The sequence below is a fragment of the Candidatus Accumulibacter sp. ACC005 genome (assembly GCF_907163215.1).
Taxonomy (GTDB): domain Bacteria; phylum Pseudomonadota; class Gammaproteobacteria; order Burkholderiales; family Rhodocyclaceae; genus Accumulibacter; species Accumulibacter regalis.
In genome coordinates, this window is sequence record NZ_CAJQUB010000006.1 from 134,763 (window position 1) to 154,085 (window position 19,323).

At 62.0% G+C, this 19,323-nt stretch carries 10 protein-coding genes; 8 read left to right on the forward strand and 2 right to left on the reverse strand.

The annotated features are described in order from the left end of the window. Both QZ613_RS07855 and QZ613_RS07860 read right to left on the reverse strand, forming a co-directional pair. Entirely contained in the window at positions 1-1,389 is a 1,389-nt protein-coding gene (locus QZ613_RS07855) for an HlyD family type I secretion periplasmic adaptor subunit (RefSeq protein ID WP_291865792.1), read from the reverse strand. Positions 1,390-1,407: 18 nt separating this feature from the next. Beyond that, on the reverse strand, positions 1,408-3,249 hold the full coding sequence (locus QZ613_RS07860) for a type I secretion system permease/ATPase (protein WP_291903752.1): 1,842 nt from the start codon (positions 3,247-3,249) through the stop codon (positions 1,408-1,410). A gap of 734 nt (positions 3,250-3,983) precedes the next feature. Between QZ613_RS07860 and QZ613_RS07865 the strand changes: the two genes are divergently transcribed. The 8 genes from QZ613_RS07865 to QZ613_RS07900 all read left to right on the forward strand — a co-directional run bounded on the left by QZ613_RS07865 (position 3,984) and on the right by QZ613_RS07900 (position 19,212). After that, on the forward strand, positions 3,984-4,934 hold the full coding sequence (locus QZ613_RS07865; RefSeq protein WP_291981987.1) for a metallophosphoesterase: 951 nt from the start codon (positions 3,984-3,986) through the stop codon (positions 4,932-4,934). Positions 4,935-5,018: 84 nt separating this feature from the next. Next, positions 5,019-7,568, forward strand: a complete 2,550-nt coding sequence (locus tag QZ613_RS07870; protein WP_291903750.1) for an alkaline phosphatase family protein — start codon at positions 5,019-5,021, stop codon at positions 7,566-7,568. A 255-nt stretch (positions 7,569-7,823) separates the two neighbouring features. After that, a complete protein-coding gene (locus QZ613_RS07875) occupies positions 7,824-9,548 on the forward strand; it encodes a hypothetical protein (RefSeq protein WP_043570164.1) in 1,725 nt (574 codons plus the stop codon). Between the two features lie 157 nt (positions 9,549-9,705). Beyond that, complete coding sequence (locus QZ613_RS07880) at positions 9,706-13,134, forward strand: hypothetical protein (protein WP_291865778.1); 3,429 nt, start codon at positions 9,706-9,708, stop codon at positions 13,132-13,134. Between the two features lie 320 nt (positions 13,135-13,454). Then, positions 13,455-13,844 carry a hemerythrin domain-containing protein gene (locus tag QZ613_RS07885; protein WP_291865775.1) on the forward strand — a complete coding sequence of 130 codons (390 nt, stop codon included), beginning with the start codon at positions 13,455-13,457 and terminating at the stop codon, positions 13,842-13,844. Between the two features lie 130 nt (positions 13,845-13,974). Beyond that, the gene (locus QZ613_RS07890; RefSeq protein WP_043570156.1) at positions 13,975-15,081 is read left to right on the forward strand and encodes a two-component system response regulator; all 1,107 of its coding nucleotides are present in this window, start codon (positions 13,975-13,977) and stop codon (positions 15,079-15,081) included. A 64-nt stretch (positions 15,082-15,145) separates the two neighbouring features. Next, a complete protein-coding gene (locus QZ613_RS07895) occupies positions 15,146-15,964 on the forward strand; it encodes a substrate-binding domain-containing protein (RefSeq protein WP_291865771.1) in 819 nt (272 codons plus the stop codon). After that, complete coding sequence (locus QZ613_RS07900) at positions 15,961-19,212, forward strand: PAS domain-containing hybrid sensor histidine kinase/response regulator (protein WP_291865768.1); 3,252 nt, start codon at positions 15,961-15,963, stop codon at positions 19,210-19,212. Before QZ613_RS07895 ends, QZ613_RS07900 begins: the two co-directional genes overlap by 4 nt. Positions 19,213-19,323: the final 111 nt, after the last annotated feature.

Here is a 19,323-nt window from a genome sequence, read left to right on the forward strand (position 1 = left end):
TCATTCCTCGGTCAATGCGGCGTGCATTCGGTCGACGAGGGGCTTGAACAGGTAGTTGAGCATCGTCCGTTCACCCGTCTTGACGAATACCTGGGCCGGCATCCCGGGCCTGATTTCGTGCAGTTTCAGCTTCTTCATGCCGGCTTCCGTGACCACCACCTTGCCGCGGTAAAACGGCGGCACCTTGCCTTGCGGATCGGTCGTCGCATCGGCGTCAACCTGCACGAACTCGCCGGGGATCTGCGGCGTCGTCCGCTGGTTGAAGGCCGGAAAGGTAATTTCCACCGGCAGGCCCAAGCGAACCTTGTCGATCAGGTCGGTGGGAATATGCACCTCGATTCGCAAGGGCTCGTTCTTCGGCACGATGTCCATCAGGAACGTACCTTGCGCCAGGACGCCGCCAACGGTATGCACGCTGAGACCGACGACGACGCCTTCACTCGGCGCGTACACGGTGGTGTTCTCCAGTTCAAAGGCCAGACCCTCGAGCCGACTCTCCAGCGAGGTGGTTTCCTTCTGCACCTCCGCCAGCGCACTCTCCACCTCTTTGTGGTACTCCTGCTGCCGCGCCACCATGCGCATTCGTGTTTCGCCGATGCTCTGCTGCGCGCGGCCAAGATTCCCGAGGTCTTCGGAAATCGCGCCGTTGAGTTGCGCCAGCAGGCGCTCCTGTTCCGATAGGCGATTGCGCGGCAGGTAGCCTTCGGCCGCCAACTCGCGCAGCCCCTTCAGTTCTTCGCGCAGCAGCCGCGCCTGCTCCTCCTTCGAGCGTCGCGTCGCCTCGAGGCCTTTGGCGTACGACTGCAGGCCCGCCAGGGTATTCTGCATCGCTCCCAGCTCGGCTTGCAGTCCCGCCTGCCGCGAACGCAGAAGCTGCGTCTGCACCGCCATCGCGCTGGCCGCCCGTGAATCGTCCTTGCTCTTCAAGAGCTCCGCGGGGAAAACGATCTCCGATTGCCCCGCCACGTCGGCCAGCAGGCGCGCCTCGGTGGCTTTGGCCACCAGCCACTGACTATGGGTGACTTGATGCAGCGAGCGCGCGGTCGTCGGATCGAGCCGCAGCAGGACGTCGCCCTTCTTGACTTCATCCCCGTCCTTGACCAGGATCGCCTCGACCATCCCCGGCCCGAGATTCTGTACGGTCTTGCGATTTCCGGTGACCACCACCTGGCCGCTGGCGGGAACGCCCTGGTCGAGTGGAGCCAAAGCCGCCCACACCATGAAGCCGCCAAAGCCCAGAATCAGGACCACCCAGCCAATTCGGGAAACCCGGTGATGATTGATGTCGACGCCGCTGGCGCCCGCCTTTGCTGGCCGGGCGGAAAGGTCGCTCACTTCGGTAATCTCACTGTCGCCAGCTTTCGCGCCTTCGAACAAGTTGTTGGCCATCGTTCTGTGCCTCGCCAGTCAGACGCCAATGACCGGCGTCGACGGAAGTCCGCCCGCCGGCGCCGCAGTAGTCGTCGCCGGTCTTGCCGCAACCGCGCTCTGCCCGGCCGGCGCTGTAGGCGTTGAATTTGCTGCGCTCGCCGCCTTTGGCGCCGGGGCGGCAGGCGGCGGATTGGGCGGATTGGCTGAGCGCATGGCCGCGAGAATCTGGTCGCGCGGACCGTGTGCCTTCACCGTTCCCTCCTGCATCACCAGAATGCTGTCGGCAACCACCAGGGTGGTCATCCGGTGGGTGACGATGACCACTGTCCGCTTCCTCGCTTTCAGGCGCCGGATCGTTTCGGCCAGGGCCGCCTCGCCCTGATCGTCGAGGTTGGAATTCGGTTCGTCGAGGACAATAAACGCCGGGTCGCCGTAAAGCGCACGGGCCAGACCGATGCGCTGTTTCTGGCCACCCGACAGAGCGCTTCCCGCCTCGCCGAGCGGGGTGTCGTAGCCGTTCGGCAAGAGCAGGATCAAGTCGTGAACGCCGGCAGCCTGAGCCGCCGCCAGAACCTGGTCCGAATCGACTTCGCCAAAACGGGCGATGTTTTCGGCGACAGACCCACCAAACAACTCGATGTCCTGCGGCAGATAACCCAGATAGGGGCCCAACTCATCCTTGTTCCACTTGAAAATCTCAGAGCCGTCCAGGCGCACCGATCCGGCCAGCGTTGGCCAGACACCGACCAGCAAGCGCGCCAGCGTCGACTTGCCGGAAGCGCTGGGACCGATCACGGCGACAACCTCGCCGGCCTGCAACTTGAAGTTCACATTCTTGAGGATCAGCGTCTTGCTGCCCGGCGCCCCCGTCGCCGCGTTCTCGACGACCACGTCACCCAGCGGCCTCGGCAGCGGCATTCCGGCAGCCCGCGCCGGGTACAGGCCGAGCAGCTCGACCAGACGCTTGTAAGCGGCGCGTGCCGACACCAGCTGTTTCCAGTTGCCGATCAGCGCTTCGACCGGCGCCAGTGCGCGGCCGACCAGAATCGACCCGGCGATCATCATTCCCGGCGTGATTTCTCCTTCTATCGCCAGCAGCGCGCCATAGCCCAGCGTCAGGGATTGCATCGAGATACGCGCAAAGCGGGTCAGCGCCGTCAACATGCCGGCGCGATCGCTGGCCAGAGCCTGTTGTTCGAGAAACTTCCGGTGCAGCTTGAACCAGCGCCCGCGAATCGCCGGCAGCATGCCCATGGCTTCGATCACCTCGGCATTTCTCAGGTTGTTGTTGGCCTGCGCATTGGCTGCCATCGACAGCTTTTGCGCCTCGCCCAGCGGCCCCGCCGAGACACGCTCGTTAACAAACGCCAGAGCCACCAGGACAAGCACGCCGATCAGCGCGAAGACGCCCAGTTCACGGTGCATCATGAAGATCGCTATCAAATAGATCGGCATCCACGGCGCGTCGGTCAGGGCCACCAACCCGGCACCGGTCAAGGTCTGGCGCATCGATGCCAGGTCGTGCAGGGCCTGCGCCGGATTCTGGCCTGCCTGCCGCAGATTTCGTTCGAAGGTCGCGTCGAAGATGCGCTGGTTGATGTCCAGATCGAGACGAGCACCGACGCGCACCAGGACCATCGATCGGATCCATTCAAGCAGGGACATCAGCGCCAGCAGCCCAAGCGCGATCAGCGTCAGCATCAGCAAGGTCGTCGGATTACGGCTCCCGAGCGCACGATCGTAGAGCTGCAGCATGTAGATCGCCGGCGTCAACATCAACAGATTGGTGAAGAAACTGAACGCGCCAACGGTCATGAAGGCCTGCCGAAAAGACAGCAGCAGCTGCTCCAGCTCGGGGCGTTGGGACGGACCGGTCATGCGCACTCTTCCTCGAAAAAAACAACCCGGCAGAAAAAACGGGCAGGCGCGCCGCGTGGCGCGGCCAGGTGTCGACTGTTGGTGAGTGCGGCAGTCATCTCGGCAGCAGGGCCAGGCCACCGGCGTGGCAGGCACCTGCTGGCACACAGTCTCGCCAGACGTGATGATGACATAAGCAGCAGGGGTAATCCAGCCCGCCTGACGCCAGCGCTGGCTTCTACACTTTGCCTTCCCGATCTCCGGGGCGTGGGCGGCTGGGGCAAGACGGACCCACCCGGGTCGAACTGCTTCCGCCGCCTTCGGCGCACCGGCCTGACCTCTGCAGCCCTGTTCTGGCGGCAATCCTGGCCGCGATCTGGGCCTGCGGCGACGGTGATTCAGGCCGCCTGGAGTCACCCGCGGCGGGTAGCTTCAGACCCACCCGCGAGCGGACAGCATTTACAGAACTCCTTTTCGATACATGGCGTTACCGGGCTACCAGGAAGTGGCGCGGACCTTGCTCTTATGATCGCATCGTTTAGCGGTTGTGGCTAAATGATGCGCAAAGTAGCTGAAACGTGAACGAGAGCCGATTTCTGCACTTTTTCTCCCGCCAGAAGGAATTCGACATGACGCCGAACATGTTTGCCAAGATTGCCGGGCTCACCCTCGCCCTTGCCGTATGCAGCGAAGTAGCCCACGCCGCCGAGAGCAGCGCGGTCAAGGCCAGCCGCGATTGGCTGAAGCATCCGGCGGTGGTTGAGCTGGACACCACCGAGACGGTCTTCGCAGTCGGCGACCCGCATGGCGATCCGGTGCGGCTGGCCGGGGTGCTGGCCGCGGCCATGCTCACGGAAAGCACGGCGACCGCGCCGGACCAGGTGAAATGGACGGGCGGCAAATCGGTCCTCGTGGTCACCGGCGACATGATTGACAAATGGACCGATTCCCTGGGAGTGATTGCGCTGCTGCGCGCCCTGCAAACCGATGCAGCGCGCCAGGGCGGGCAAGTCATCGTCACCATGGGCAACCACGAGGCTGAGTTTCTGGCCAACCCGTTGGGGAAGAAGACCAGGGAATTCGCCAACGAACTACGGGCCGCCAAAATCGATCCGGTCGAGGTCGCCAGTTGCCAAGGAGACGTCGGGCAGTTCCTGTGCGCCTTGCCCATTGCGGTGCGGGTCAATGATTGGTTCTTCAGCCATGGCGGCAATACCAACAACCGGACCATTGCCGAACTCAGCACCGCCATCGAGAATGGCTTTGCCAAGGATGGCTTCGCGACCAAGGAGTTGAGCGACGAAAATTCCATCCTCGAAGCGCGCCTGAACAAGAAGGGCCCGAACGGGATGCCCTGGTTCATGGACGGCAGCAAGGACACCGACGCGAAAGCCCTGTTGAAAAAATATGCATCCAAGCTGAAGGTGAACCACATCGTCCAGGGCCACCAATACGGCCGGGTGAAGTTCCCTGACAACAAGAACCGGGAGGAAGAAACGCTGTTCCAGCGCTACGGCATCCTGTTCCTGATCGACAGCGGCATGGGCGAGGGAATCGAGGACAGCACCAGCACCGGCGGCGCCCTGCGCATCGCCGGCCCGGCTGGCAAGCAGCAGGCTCTGGTCATTTGCGCCAACGGCTACTGGCGCGAAATGTGGGACAGCAAGGAACAACCGGACCACCAGGAGCAGCACTGCGGCAAGTAGCGGATGCGGCGGCGCGAAGAATTCGTCGGCAATGACGCAGTAATGTAATTCGCATGCTTCCTACACCGAGGGCAGGCCATGGCGATGAACGAGGTTGAACACGTTGTCCTGCTAATGCTCGAGAACCGATCGTTCGACAGCATGCTGGGCTGGCTCTACGAGAACAAGAAGCCGCTCAGCAACACGCCTCCGCTCAAGCCGTCGGAGTCGGCTTATCACGGGCTACAGGAGATCACTCCGAGCGCCTACGCGAACGAGGATCAGACGCGAAACATCAAGGTGCTTCCGACCCGCGGGGCTGAGGGCCTGGGCGTACCGAACGTCAATCCCGGCGAAAGTTTCGAACACGTCACCCGGCAACTCTTCGGCACTACGAAGGCGGGCCCCGGCGACAAACCGACGATGCGCGGCTACGTGCGCGATTACGCAGAATTGCTCGCCAGTCAGGGCAAGGACGCGGCGGCGGTCAAACGCTACGCGGGGCAGGTCATGCAGAGCTACACGCCGGCGCAGCTACCGGTACTCAACGGACTGGCAGAGCACTACGCCGTATGCGACCTGTGGTTCTCCTCGGTTCCGTCGCAAACCAATACCAATCGGGCCTTCGCCCTGTGCGGGACGTCCATGGGCCTGGTCGATAACGGCTTTCTCGAGGACGCCACCAACCTAGCGCTCAAGGCGCTCGAAAAGGTTTCCGGCGAACTGATCGGCGACGACCGCTTCAGGGCGCGGACGATCTTCAATGCACTCCACGACGCCGGCTTGACGTGGTCCGTGGTCAGGCAGAGTGGCTATCTGCCGATCAATTTCAACATGCTTGCCGTGGCCATCGAGGGAGTGCTGCTGGCCGCGCCCGGAAATCTGATCTCGCGCGCGACGGTGGGCATGGTGATGGAGTACCTGCGCTCACTCAGTTCGAGTGAAGTGAGCGCAGACTACACGTACCGGCTTTTTCCCGAGATCGGCAAGATACCGAACGCCAACGCCCATTTCTCGACGCTCGATTCGTTCCTGGTTTCGGCCAGACAGGGACGTTTGCCGCATTTCACCTATATCGAGCCGGAGTGGACCATCGCTCACCAGGGAACCGGAAATTCGGCCGTCTCGCTGTCCACCTACCTGTTTCATCAGGGCAACGACTATCACCCGCCCGGCAACCTCGACGCCGGCGAAAACCTGCTCAAGAAGATCTATTCCAGCCTCATCGCCAACACGGAGGCATGGGAAAAGACCTTGCTGATCATCACTTTCGACGAGCCGGTCGGCACTTTCGACCACGTGTCCCCACCACCGGCAATACCGCCCTGGGGCACGGGGACGCCCGCCTTCGAGCGCCAGCATGACTTCAACTTTGACCGCTATGGTGCTCGGGTACCCGCGATTCTCGTCTCTCCTCGCATCGCCAAGGGTACGGTGTTCCGCTCGCCGGGCAGCATCCCGTTCGACCATACATCGATCATCGCCACCCTCCTCGAGTGGCGCGGGCTGGACAGGGCCGCGGAGGATTTTGGCCAGCGCACGGCAAATGCACCGACGTTCACGAACCTGGTCAGCCTGGCCACGCCGCGTACCGACGCCAGCGACCTCGCCTTCCTGAAACTGGCGCGCAAGAGAGGGGAACCGGTTCACTTCTACGACCGCTTTCGTCTCAGGAACACCCAGGGCCAGTACGTGTCACGCTTTCTCGAACACTATGTGGTGCCATTCAGCAAGGATGACCCGGCGGCGACGGAGTACTTTCCCACGACCAGCTACGAAGCTCCGGTCACTTTCTATTGCCAGAACGCCGCTCACCGCCCTGACGAAGGAGTGATTCTCGGGACCGGCAGTGAGGACACGATCAAGCTCATTTCCAGCGAGGAAGGTCTCGGCTCCTACAACGTCCTTGGCAACTGGAAGAACTCGTCCGATTGCTACTATTTCAACGATTACATGGAAGGCGAATACGATCGCCAGCAAACCTGGGCGATCAGCAAGCTCAGCCCGGCTTCAGGACCCTTGTGTTTTGGTGACAAGGTGTTTCTCGTCAACGGTGGCGAGCGCCTGAATTCCCGGTACAACGCCCTCTACGGCCACTGCTATCTATGCACCGATCGGGACGGCAGCGCCTGGAGCGTGGAACCGGTCGTGGACGGCCTGCCCGTCGAAGGCGCCCTGAAGTACGGGGACGAGGTGTTCCTGAAACACCTCAAGACGAACCGATACATCAGCGCCTTCAAGTCCCAGTGGGGTCAGTGGAAACCTACCCTGGGGCAAGCCAACAAAGTCCGCCTGAAGCTGTCTCTACCGGACAACGCTGGTTATGCATCCACCACCCAAGGCTTTGTCGCGGATGGTGCCTGCGTGGCACTCGTTTCGAGCCGCGAGGATCTCACCAGCAAAGGAACACGCTGCGACCACCTCTTCTCGGGAAGCCGGACCGACCTGTACTACTACTACGCCGACTTTGCGCCACGCTCGTCCACATGGCGCCTGTCGACGGCCGACGGCGCACCCCTGCGCAACGGCAGCACCGTGTACATCGTCAACGACGATACCCAGCAGGTGATCGTTCCCGAGGGTGAGTTCATGACCACCCGGATTTCGGCCGCCGACGACGCGCTGTGGATGATCGAAGGTGTCCCGGAAAAATAGCTGTCAAGTCTGGCGACGCGGCCTTTAGCGGCAGCCGTATCTCTTCCTGTCCCCATCCCGCCCGCCATTGTCTCTGGCAAACTTCAACGCATTCTTCCGTCGCCAACAGGCATGCAAATTCGCTCCTTCGGGGCGAAACCTGGCGCCAAATCATGTCGCCGACAATGTTTCCCGTACCCGTGCTCTCCTTGCCACTTTATCGGGTAACGTCGTCCCTCCCCTCTGCAGTCGAACGACCATAATGCGAGGTAGATCATGTCAGCCAACAAATCCTTTCTTTCAAGTCAGAAATATGGCTACGATTTTGTCGTCGCAACGACCCAGGCAAGCATCAATTCGGGTCTCAAGGAGTATCTCGACACCATCGATCAGCCGACGGCGTCGCTGTGTTTTCTCGCCGATACAAAAGGCAATCCGACCGTCCAGATCAGCCTCGACGACCTGAAGACCAGGACCGGCGGCATCGACCCCTTCGAAATACCCGACGGCACCGATTACAGCGACCCGAGAATCGCCACTCTGACCAAGAACATGTTTGTTGTCGGCCTGAAGCTCAAGCTCGGTCTGCCGCCAGGCGTAATGCCCAAGGATATGCCGGCGATTGTCGATCTGGGGTCGTCTGCGAACAATGTCAGATTCAATCTCTTCTGCTCCGAGTTCGAGGTCATCCAGAACAGCCCTCCCAGCGGCTTTGGCGGCCAAGGCTCCTGGAACGTCTGGTCGCAACCGTCGGGAACCCCGTGGTACTTCAGCACGACGGTTAACCTTGTCTATGAGGCGCTCGACAATGAACTCGATACGCCTTATTTCAACAATCATCCGGCGCAGAAAAAGGCGCTCCTCAACCAACTAAAGAATCTCGGCTCGGGAGCCTTCAGCCTGCAGCAACTGCTCTTTGACCTCGACAATGCGGTGGTCCAGTCAATCCCCAGAATTGCAGGCCTCGACCCCTCTTCCGATGCCGGTCTGATCCTGACCAAGTCCTTCGTTAACCTCTATTTCGCCTCCGCCAAGACCCATGGCGAGCCAGTGCTATCGGTCCACGCAGTGGCCAACGCCCCCGACGGATCGTCGCTACGGCTGACGGGGATGGAGCGTGAAGTCAGCCAGTTTCGTGACGGAAACGGCGTCGTGGTAGCCAACCCGACCCCGGCACAGAAACAGGTGGTGACGCTGGACTATCTCTGTGCTGCGAATAACAACCACCTGCCCGGCGCGGCGGGTTTCGACTGGAATTGGGTAGATCCCGCCAATGTCGACAATGAAAGCGGCATTATATCGATTAACCGCAATACACTAGCCAACTATTACAGAACGCTTCTCGCCTCCGAGGTGTCGCGCTCGTGCTTGAAACCCTGGACATCGGTTACCGCACACATGATGGGGAGTCTCGATACAAACATGCGCTTGACGCCGGGGCAAACTCCACAGAATTCGATCATCGTGCCGACGGGACCGACAGTGCTCAAGATTTCCTACGCCAGCAACGCCGACAATCACGACAAATCTGGCCTGACCTACGGTGAATTCGACCTGCACAGCTCATACGATTGCTCGGTTTCCTTCGCTGGCAGCACGATCACGATCGTTCAACACCTGGTGCTATATATCTATCTCCAGTTTGATTACACCTCCGCATCGGGAAACGTCGTGGATACGACGATCACCGACACGTACACGCTATCGGTTGGACAGAATGGTCAGCTTCAATCCACAGCCAGCAGCTCGACCCAGGATCGCTCTACGACTCCGGACTATGGCTGGTTTTTTGACATTCTTGCGGGAGGAAGCTCCCAGAAACAAATCGCAGGAATAAAAAACTATTCGAATAGCGTAGCGAAAACGACGCTCAAAGATATTCCCGCACAAGATATCCAGAATTTCGTTTTCCCCGGGGCCAGGGTTTTTACGTACAAGGATGTGCAATTTTCCGAAAATCAAGATTTGGTTACTGCTGTGACCTACGTCAAACCTGGCTGACAAGAGGCTCTGCTTTTCTGATGCGACCGGAAATGCGGTCGCTTGAAGGAAGGATCGCTTGCTTCGCTGGCGATCGTCCAGGCTGGACAAGCGCGAAACGAGTGCCGAGGGGCGACAGGCCTGCGATAAAGCCGGCACAAGCAAGGAGAATTGGGACATGGAAAAGATGAATCTGACTTACTCCGCTGAAATGATGACCAACCACCTGCAAGCCGAGGTTATATCGCCTCAGGCGAAGTTCGAGGCCTTGCAGAGCAGCGACGGCCATTCGCTTCTGTTCTCTGTCGGAACCGACGGGGCCTTCTACCTCACTCGTGAAGCAAGCGGACAGTCGGCTGCAGGCTGGTCGAAAACGGACCTGAGCAGTACTCGGATCAAGGCCGACTTCTCCGGTCAATCCGGCGTCACCTGTCGGACGTTCGACGCCGGACAAAGCGTGCAGAACGGTTCACTTGGCCTGGCCATGGTCGTCACGACGAGCGCCGGTGACCACCTGTATTTGTCTCTCGGCAATTCCAACAAGGATATTTCATGGGCAGACTCACCGAACTGGGTGTCGTACGCGTACGACGATCCAGGCGCGCCGTTGTCCAGACTTGAAATCGCCAACGTCTTCTTTTGTGAGACGACCGGGAAGGTGCAGTACATCGTCGTTGATATCGTTCGCGATCCAAACAGCACCGTGAAAAACGTCAGCAGATACTATATCGACCCCGGCAAAGCCAACGGACACTACTGGAACAAGCACGATCTGCCGATTGATATCGAGGTCGAAAGCTATGACAGCTGTCTCGGCAGATTGCCAAAGGGATATGTTGACGGTCTGTATACGGCTGGTCACGCGGGGGCAGGCGGTCAGTTGGAGTTTCGTCCGGTGATCAATGTTTACGGATCTGGCCCGCCCCTACCTGTGCGACTGAACCTGCCTGGGGGCGTGGTGCCAGGCGCCATTGCCGCAACGCGAAATGCGGACCTGTCGACGGATCTATTTGCGCTCAGCGGCAGCACCCTGTACTACTTCGCCAGCACCAACCAGGCCGACGGTGCAACAGCAACTCCTTTGATCACCAGCGATGTGCTGTCAGACACAAGCAGGCTCGCGGCGATGTATCACGACGGCGTGATTACCCTCTGGGGGCGCAATGCGAGTGACCAGGTCTACTACACCAGTTGCCTGCAGTCGCAGGTCTCGCACCCCTCGGCGTGGAGCGTTCCGCTGCCAATTCTCTCCGCTATCGAGGAAATCTCGCCCTACGTCAATCGGGTTGACGGGGGCAATACGATCTTCGCCAGTGGTGCGGGAAAGCTGCAAAGGATTACTCAGGCTTCCCGATCGACGTCAAAACTGTGGCAGACCGACCAGATCACCCTTCCCGTTCCACCGACGAGCAAGTCCATCTCGTTCAACTCCTACACGACGACCATTCAGGTGGCAGACGAGCAGCGTCTCCCGCTGAAGAATGCCTCGCTCAGCCTGAGTGCGAACAGCCGATGTGCAGTGCATATCAATGGCCTTTACTACATCGTCGACCGCACACCGATTCACATCAAGACCAACTCCCTTGGCTCGATTACGATCGTCGAGTCCACAGCGACGCTGAACGGCACGATTTTCACCGTATCCACCGGCAGCGGCGCTTCGCTGACCATCAACCCGATGGTCGCGCCGTTCAACAAGCTCGCCGCACTGGGTGATGACAAAGGGAACAGCGGAAAGCTCAAGGCGGCAACGATCAACGACGGTAACGGAAGAACCAGGCCCCTCGTTCCTAGCGCGCCCGCTAACGACCTGAAGGCGGTTGCCAGAGGGCTGGCCAATCTCGGCACGAGCTTTAGCTCCATCGGCTCGGCGACTCCCGGGGCACTCGCACTTGCCGCCGCTGGCCCCGCGCCTGCTCCGGCCGCCGCAAGAAACCTGGGTAATGACATGCTCGTCGCAGCTGGCGATCTGTTCCAATGGCTGGAGTCCGGAATAGACGCGGTCATCGAGGTGATTGAAGATGCAGCGACAGCAGCATGGCATTTCGTCGCCACGATTGCCGGCAAGGTGTATCGAGCCATTCTGGATACCGCTGAAGCGGTCGTCGGTGCCGTTGTGTGGGTATTCAACGCGATCAAGACAGCGGTTCAGGACATCATCAAGTTCGTCGAGTTCCTGTTCGAATGGGACGATATAAAGCGCACCAAGGACGTCGTCCACAATCTGACCAAGGCCTTTCTTCAGGGCCAGGTGGATTCGATAGCAAGCTTCGAACACGCTTTCGACAACATGATTGACGACGTTGAATCGCGCATCGACAGTTGGGCAGGAATTCAGGACTGGTCGAATCTCGGCCCCGCCGCGTCCAAGCCGCCAAGTCGTAGTGCAAGCAATCCGATGCAAGGCCAGAACTCGGGATCATTGCATCTCTCGCACCATTTCCAGAACAACGCGAACAACATCTCCATAAAGAGCGGCGCACCGTCGCCGAGCCTGGTTCAGAACCTGATCGACGATCTGCTGAACGCGCTGAAGCAGGAAGGCCAGGTGCTCGATACGCTGATCACACGACTGGAAACGCTGGCCCATGACTTCCCGAAGCTCAACGTCGAGGATGTGCTCAAGCGCTTGCTTGGCATCCTGGTCGACGGGGTACTCAGCAGTGCCAAGGTCGTTGTCGATGCCCTGTTGAAGATCCTCCACGACGTCGCCTCGGCGGCGATGAGTATTCTTGACGCGAAGATCCATATTCCGATCATTTCCGACATCCTCAATGCAATCGGAATTCCCGACATCTCCTTCCTGGACCTGTTCTGCTGGATCTCGGCCGTGGCTTATACCGTGGTTTACAAAATTGCCGCCGGCAGCGCGCCGTTCCCGGACGACATGAACACCGACTTCCTGATCAACACCCGCAGTCTGGAAGACCTGCAGCACGGTTTTGGCCCCGCCGGACAGGGTTCGGTGGGCGCGGCCATGTTCAAGATATCGGACAGCGCGCAGACAGCCGTCTTTGTTTCAGGCCACGCGATCGCCGGTTTCATGTCCTTGATGAGCGACTTCGTGGCCACCTTCGAGGCGGCCGAGGAATCCGGCGAGAATCCGTGGGGCATCCCGTCGGCGGTCATGGGAATCATCATGGGTGGCTCGGTTGGCATTGCCAACTTCCTGGTCCCCAAGGATCCCATAAAGCAGACCGCCGTGAGCACGATCAGCACCGCGACGACCGGTCTGGTCATTTTGTGCAAGATCGTTTTCTCGGGCCCACTGCAAAAGGAGTTCGGCGCCTCCAAAGGCGTCATGAGCAAACTCAAAGCGGCCGATGGGCGGGCAACCGGGGCAATCGTGAACGCCGTTCTCGTCATCCCGGCACTGGCCTGCACGGGTTGGCATTTCTACGAGTTGTCGCAAGCGCCAGCCGGGAAGACCCGCTCTGATGCCATCATTGAAGAGGTGAGCAACCTGACGTCTTACATTTCCCGCGTTTCCTACACCCTCGCGGTCAATGACGACGATCCGGAATCCAAAGCCATCGCCATCGGCGTGATGGCGGTTGCCAACATCGCCTATTCAGGTCTGCAAACCGCGGAAGCAATCGTCGACTGATCGGGAGACGGAAGGTCGAACGTGCGTCGCCCGGGGCCGCCGTTTTCTCGCCGCGCCCCGCGCCCGGCACCACTCCCGCGGCTACCGGTGCATGCAGTCCGGAAACGACGCACCCGAAACGCCGGCACTGCTGGCGGTCATTGGCTACAATCGCAGATTGTCGACTCGCGCTTGCGGCCGCTGGCCGCGTCAGCTGGCCGCCCGGGGACTCTTTCGACCCTCGCAACGAATTCCGGCACAACCAGCGCAACCGACATCGGCCAGGAGCTGGCTGCATGCCCGCCCCCGGCTGTCCCGAACAACGACCACGGACCCTCGCAATGAAACGCCACGACACCCTCCAGGACCTCTCTCGCGAGCACCATACGGCGCTCAAGCTGGCGCTCGATGCCCGCCGTGCGGCCACTTCGGGCGATGCGGAGAGGGTCGCCACGGCAGCGGCGACCTGCACCAGGGTTTTTGCTGCCGCCCTCGAACCTCATTTCCGCAGCGAGGAATCCGGCCTCCTGCCGGCCATGCTCGCGGGCGAAGAGGCGCTGGTCGCGCGCACATTGCGTGAGCACGCCGAACTGCGCGCCCTGGTCGGCCGCTTGCCGGATGCCGACGCGACCACCCTGCTGAGTTTTGCCGACCTGCTCTCGGCGCACGTACGCTTTGAGGAGCGAGAACTGTTCGCAGCCGCGCAGCTGCGCCTCGATCAGCAAGACTGAGCGTTGACCCTGCGCCACCGGCCCAGGCTTGCGCAAGGCAGCGGCGCGGCGAGACTTTATTCACAGTTCAGGCTTGGCAAAGCGGCCATAATTCACTCTGGCCGCGTGTGACTTCCCCAGCAGGATCCTGATGGCAACACTTCTGATCGTCGATGACGCCCCCGAAAACCTGTCGGTCCTGAGCGGCCTGCTCAGCCCGCTGTATCGGGTGCGCGCGGTCAACTCGGGACAGCGGGCCTTGCAGGCAGCCGCCAGCCAGCCGCGACCCGATCTGATCCTGCTCGACGTGATGATGCCGGAAATGGACGGCTACCAGGTACTCAGCCAATTGCAGGCCAACCCGGCGACCGCCGACATCCCGGTGATCTTCGTCACTGCGCTCGACAGCAGTGGCGCCGAGGAGCGTGGACTGGCACTTGGCGTGGCCGACTACATCACCAAGCCGATCCGGCCGTCGATCGTCCTGGCTCGGGTAAGGGCGCAGATCGAGCTGAAAGCCGCGCGTGACTTGCTGCGTGATCACAACCGCAGCCTGCAGCGGGAGATCGACCGGCGGATGGCCGAGAACCTCCAAATCCAGGATGTCAGCATACGCGCGCTGGGGCGACTGGCAGAGATCCGCGACCCGGAAACCGGCAACCACCTGCGCCGCACGCAGGGCTATGTTCGCACGCTGGCCATGCAGCTTCGCTTCCACCCACGTTTCGCAGCCTTCCTGACCGCCCACAACATCGAGGTTCTGGTCAAGTCGGCGCCGCTGCACGACATCGGAAAAGTCGGCATTCCCGACCACATTCTGCTCAAACCCGGCCAGCTGACGGCGGACGAATGGGTAATCATGAAAACGCATTCCCGCCTCGGTTACCTGGCCATCGAACAGGCCGAGCAGGATGCCGAACACCGAATCGAATTCCTCAGCATGGCCAAGGAAATCGCCCACTACCACCATGAGAAATGGGATGGTTCGGGCTACCCGGACGGTCTCGCTGGCGACGTCATTCCGATTTCGGCACGGCTGATGGCGCTCGCCGACGTCTTCGATGCCTTGCTTGCACATCGGGTCTACAAGGCAGGACTCCCCGTCGAAGAAGCGCTACAGATTATTCGCGGCGGGCGAGGCTGCCACTTCGACCCGGACGTGGTCGACGCCTTCTTTGCCCGCCAGAACGTGTTCCTCGCCATTGCCGCCCAGCACGCTGCTGGCGAAACCCCACCGACCAGCGGAGCCAAGAGCTGAGAGCGATCGACACCAACGCCTCTGGCCGCCCGCGCTGCCTGCTCACCCGAAAAGGAGGCGATTGATGCGCAGGTCGTTCTGGCAGCTGCTCGCCCTGCTCCCTCTATTGCTGGCCGTACTTTCGGCAAGCGCAGAGGAACTGCGGGTCGGCGGCACCGGATCCTCGCAGCCGATCATCCAGCTCCTCTTCGACGAGTTTCGCAAGCAGGCACCGGAAGTCGCTCTCAGGCAACTCTCCCCTCCCATCGGCTCGGGCGGCGCGCTCAAGGCGCTGGCCGCGGGCAGAATCGATCTGGGCGTCATCGGGCGTCCGTTGCAACCCGGAGAGTCGCCAGGCGTCGGCGAGCATTTCCAGCTTGCCGACACGCCTTTCGTCCTCGCCACGCGCGACGGGAAACAGGCGGATGGCTTTACCCTCGAACAGCTGACACAGATCTATGAAGGGCACGTGCGAAACTGGCACGACGGATCGCCAATCCGGCTGATCCTGCGCCCGAGCTTCGAGAGCGATACGCGGGTGCTGAGAAGCATGTCGCCAACGATGGACAGGGCTGTCGTGGCAGCGGCGCTACGGCCAGGGATGGTTACCGGCGACAACGATTTCCACACGCTGAAGCTGATCGCCGCCACTCCCGGCTCGCTCGGCCCGACGACGCTGGGCATGCTCAAGACCACCGACACACGCGTATCTGTCATCCCGATCAACGGCGTCACGCCTTCGCTGGACAACCTGAAGAATGGCTCCTACCCCTGGTGCAAGGCGCTTACCGTCGTTCTGCCCCGGGAACCTGGCGCGCTGGCCGCGCGCTTCGCCGCTTTCCTGCGCTCCCCGACAGCCGCCCGCATCCTGCAAGCGCACGACTATCTGGCAGGCGTGCAGTGACAGCAGGCCTGCACCAGCCGATGGTCAGGTTGCTGACGCGCCTGGCAGCAGTGCTGGCGCTGGTCGTCGCCGTCGTGCCGAGCGCCGTCTACCTGCTCTATGTCCGCGCCAGCGTCAGCGAACAGCTCAGCGAGTCACTACGCTTTCAGGTCGGCCTTCTCGAGGAGTTCATCGCCACCCAGCCCGAGCAGTGGGATCTGGTTTCGGATCGCATGAAGAGCTTGCTGGAACGTCACGCATCGCCGCTTTCCCACTATCGGATCTTGAATCTGGCCGACGAAGTGCTCATCGAATCGGCACCGCCCAGCACCGGTCCCACCCTGTCGCGCAGCCAGACACTGCACTCGTACGGTCAACCGGTTGGCCGCCTGACCACCGAGAAAGCGATCGGCAGTGAGCTGCTCAAGGGCCTGCCGCTGCTCGCGGGCAGCCTACTCGTCGCGTGGCTGATCTGGAACCCGCTGCGCCGTCTCCCGCTGCGTGCGCTGGCGGCAGTCGAAGCGGAGCTCGTCGTACGCGATCGGTACCAGCGAGCGCTGCTCGACAATTTTCCGTTCATGGTCTGGCTGAAGGACACCGAGAGCCGCTTTCTGACCGTAAACCAGCGCTTCGTCGACAGCCTGGCGCAGCCTTCAGCGGAATCGCTGGTCGGCAAGACCGACTTCGACATTGCCCCGCCTGAACTCGCCGAGAGCTACCTCGCCGACGACCGGGCGGTCCTTGCCAGCGGCCAGGCGCGACGCTTCGAGGAGCCGATTGAAGCAGCCGGCGAGCGGCGCTGGTTCGAAACCTACAAGTCTCCCGTTTCGGTCGACGGGAAGCTCATCGGCACCGTCGGCTATGCCCGCGATATCACGGAGAGCAAACTGGCAGCGGATGCCCTGCGCGAATCGGAAGAACGATTTCGCCGAGTTCTGCACAACGTGGACTCGATCGCCCTGCAGGGCTATCTCGCGGACGGTACAACGCGCTTCTGGAATCCGGCCTCGGAAAAGCTCTACGGCTACTCGGCCGAGGAAGCCATTGGCAGGAATCTGCTCGATTTGATCATTCCGCCGGAAATGCGCGCGGGCGTCAAAGAGGCGATCACCCAGATGCAGCAAACCGGCGTCGCCATCCCACCGGGCGAGCTGTCGCTGATGCGCAAGGACGGTTCACGAGTCGCCGTCTTCTCCAGCCACGTCCTGATCGCCATTCCCGGACGCCCGGCAGAAATGTTCTGCATCGACGTCGACCTAACCGAACGCGACCGTGCCGCCGCCGAACTGGCGCAGCACCGTCATCACCTGGAAGAGCTGGTGCACACGCGCACCGCCGAACTGGCCGACGCCAAGGACGCAGCCGAGGCGGCGAACCGCGCCAAGAGCACTTTCCTGGCCAACATGAGCCATGAGATCCGCACGCCGATGAACGCCATCATCGGCCTCACCCACCTGCTCCTCAAGGAGCTCACGCAGCCCAGGCAGCGCGTCCAGCTGGCCAAGGTCAGCGAAGCCGCGCAGCACCTGCTGGGGATCATCAACGACATCCTCGACCTGTCGAAAATCGAGGCCGGAAGGCTGGCGCTCGACGAGAGCGAGTTCTCGCTGCTACGCGTAATGGACCATACGCTGAGCATGCTCGGCGAGCGGAGTCGAGCGAAAGGCCTGCAACTGCAGCTGGAAGTCGACCCGCAGATCCCCGCCCGTCTGCGCGGCGACCCCCTGCGCCTAGGACAAATCCTCCTCAACTTCGTCAGCAACGCGGTCAAGTTTTCCGATTACGGCCAGATTGCCGTGCGTGCGCGCCTGATCGAGCTGCGCGGCGCGACGGCCAGCGTGCGCCTGGAGGTCGAAGATCAGGGAATCGGCATCAGCGCCGAGCAACAGGAAAGCCTCTTCCAGCCCTTCGCGCAGGCGGACCAATCGACCACCCGCAAATACGGTGGCACCGGTCTCGGGCTGGCCATCTGCAAACGCCTGGCAGCGCTGATGGGCGGTCAGACCGGCGTCGTCAGCGAACCCGGCAAGGGCAGCATCTTCTGGGCCACCGTCCGTCTCGCGCGCAGCGCCAGCGACGCCCAGGCGGCCGCCGTTCAAGCCGCGCCGGGGCGGGCACTAGCGGCGATTCCGGCGATCGCGGGAGGCGCCTCGGCGGCGCAGATTCTTGCTCGCCACTACCAGGGTACGCACGTACTGCTCGCCGAGGACGACCTGCTGAGCCAGGAGGTCATGCGCGAGCTGTTACGAACGGTCGGGCTGGAGGTCGACGCTGTCGGCGACGGTCAACAGGCGATCGACCGGCTCGCCGCAAGCACAGGGCCCGGCGGCGGCGACTACGCGCTGGTGCTGATGGACATGCAGATGCCGGTAGTCGACGGCCTCGCCGCAAGCCGGGCGATCCGCCGGCTTCCCGGACGGGAATTGCTGCCGATCGTTGCCGTCACCGCCAACGCTTTCGACGAGGACCGGCGACGCTGCCTCGACGCGGGAATGAACGACCACCTCGCCAAGCCGGTGAGCCCCAATCAACTCTACGAAACGCTGCTGCGCTGGTTGCCAGGATCGGCCGCGCCGGCGAAGGCGGCAGCAGACGCCCTGCCGTCGACAGCCGGCGCTGGTCAGCCGCGGAGCACGCTGGGCGACATCGTCGGGCTCGACGCCGCCGCTGGTCTGCAGGCCGCCGACGGCGACCGCTCCCTGTACCTGCGCCTGCTGCAGCTCTTTGCCGCCCAGCATGGCAACGACGGCGAGCGCCTGCGCGCCCACCTGGCGGCCGACAGGTGGGACGATGCACGACGGCTGGCCCATACCCTCAAGGGTGTGGCGGCGACGATCGGCGCGACGACGCTGCGCGAGCGGGCGCTGGCGCTCGAGTCCGCGCTGCGCGCGCCAGTTCCGGGGGCCGGCCTGGGGCGTGCGATTGCCGCGCTGGACGCCGCCCTGCTTCCCCTGGCGGCGGCGATCGGCCAGCTCGATGCCGTCGACCCTGGCGAGCAGGTGACGCCCGAGCCGCCGCAGCTGGAGGGCGAGCGCTTGCGGGCACAGCGAATCCTGATGCGCCTGGAAGTGCTGCTCGCCGAGGACGACACCCGCGCCTGCGACCTCTGGTGCGAATCGGCAGCGCTGATCGAGGCGCATCTTGGAACGGTGGCCAAACGCCTCGGCAACCAGATCGACAACTACGACTTTGCCAAGGCACTGCAGACGCTGCGCCAGGCCAACCAGGCCGGAGCAACGGCGCCTTGGTCAGCACGCAGGAACAGCTGAGCGCAGTTCCCGAGAACCGCCCCGGAGCACTTCCCGAGCAGTCGCAAAGCACAATCCGTGCCGTGATTCCATTAGAATCGAGCCTTTGCCGACTCCGGTCGCCCCCAGGAG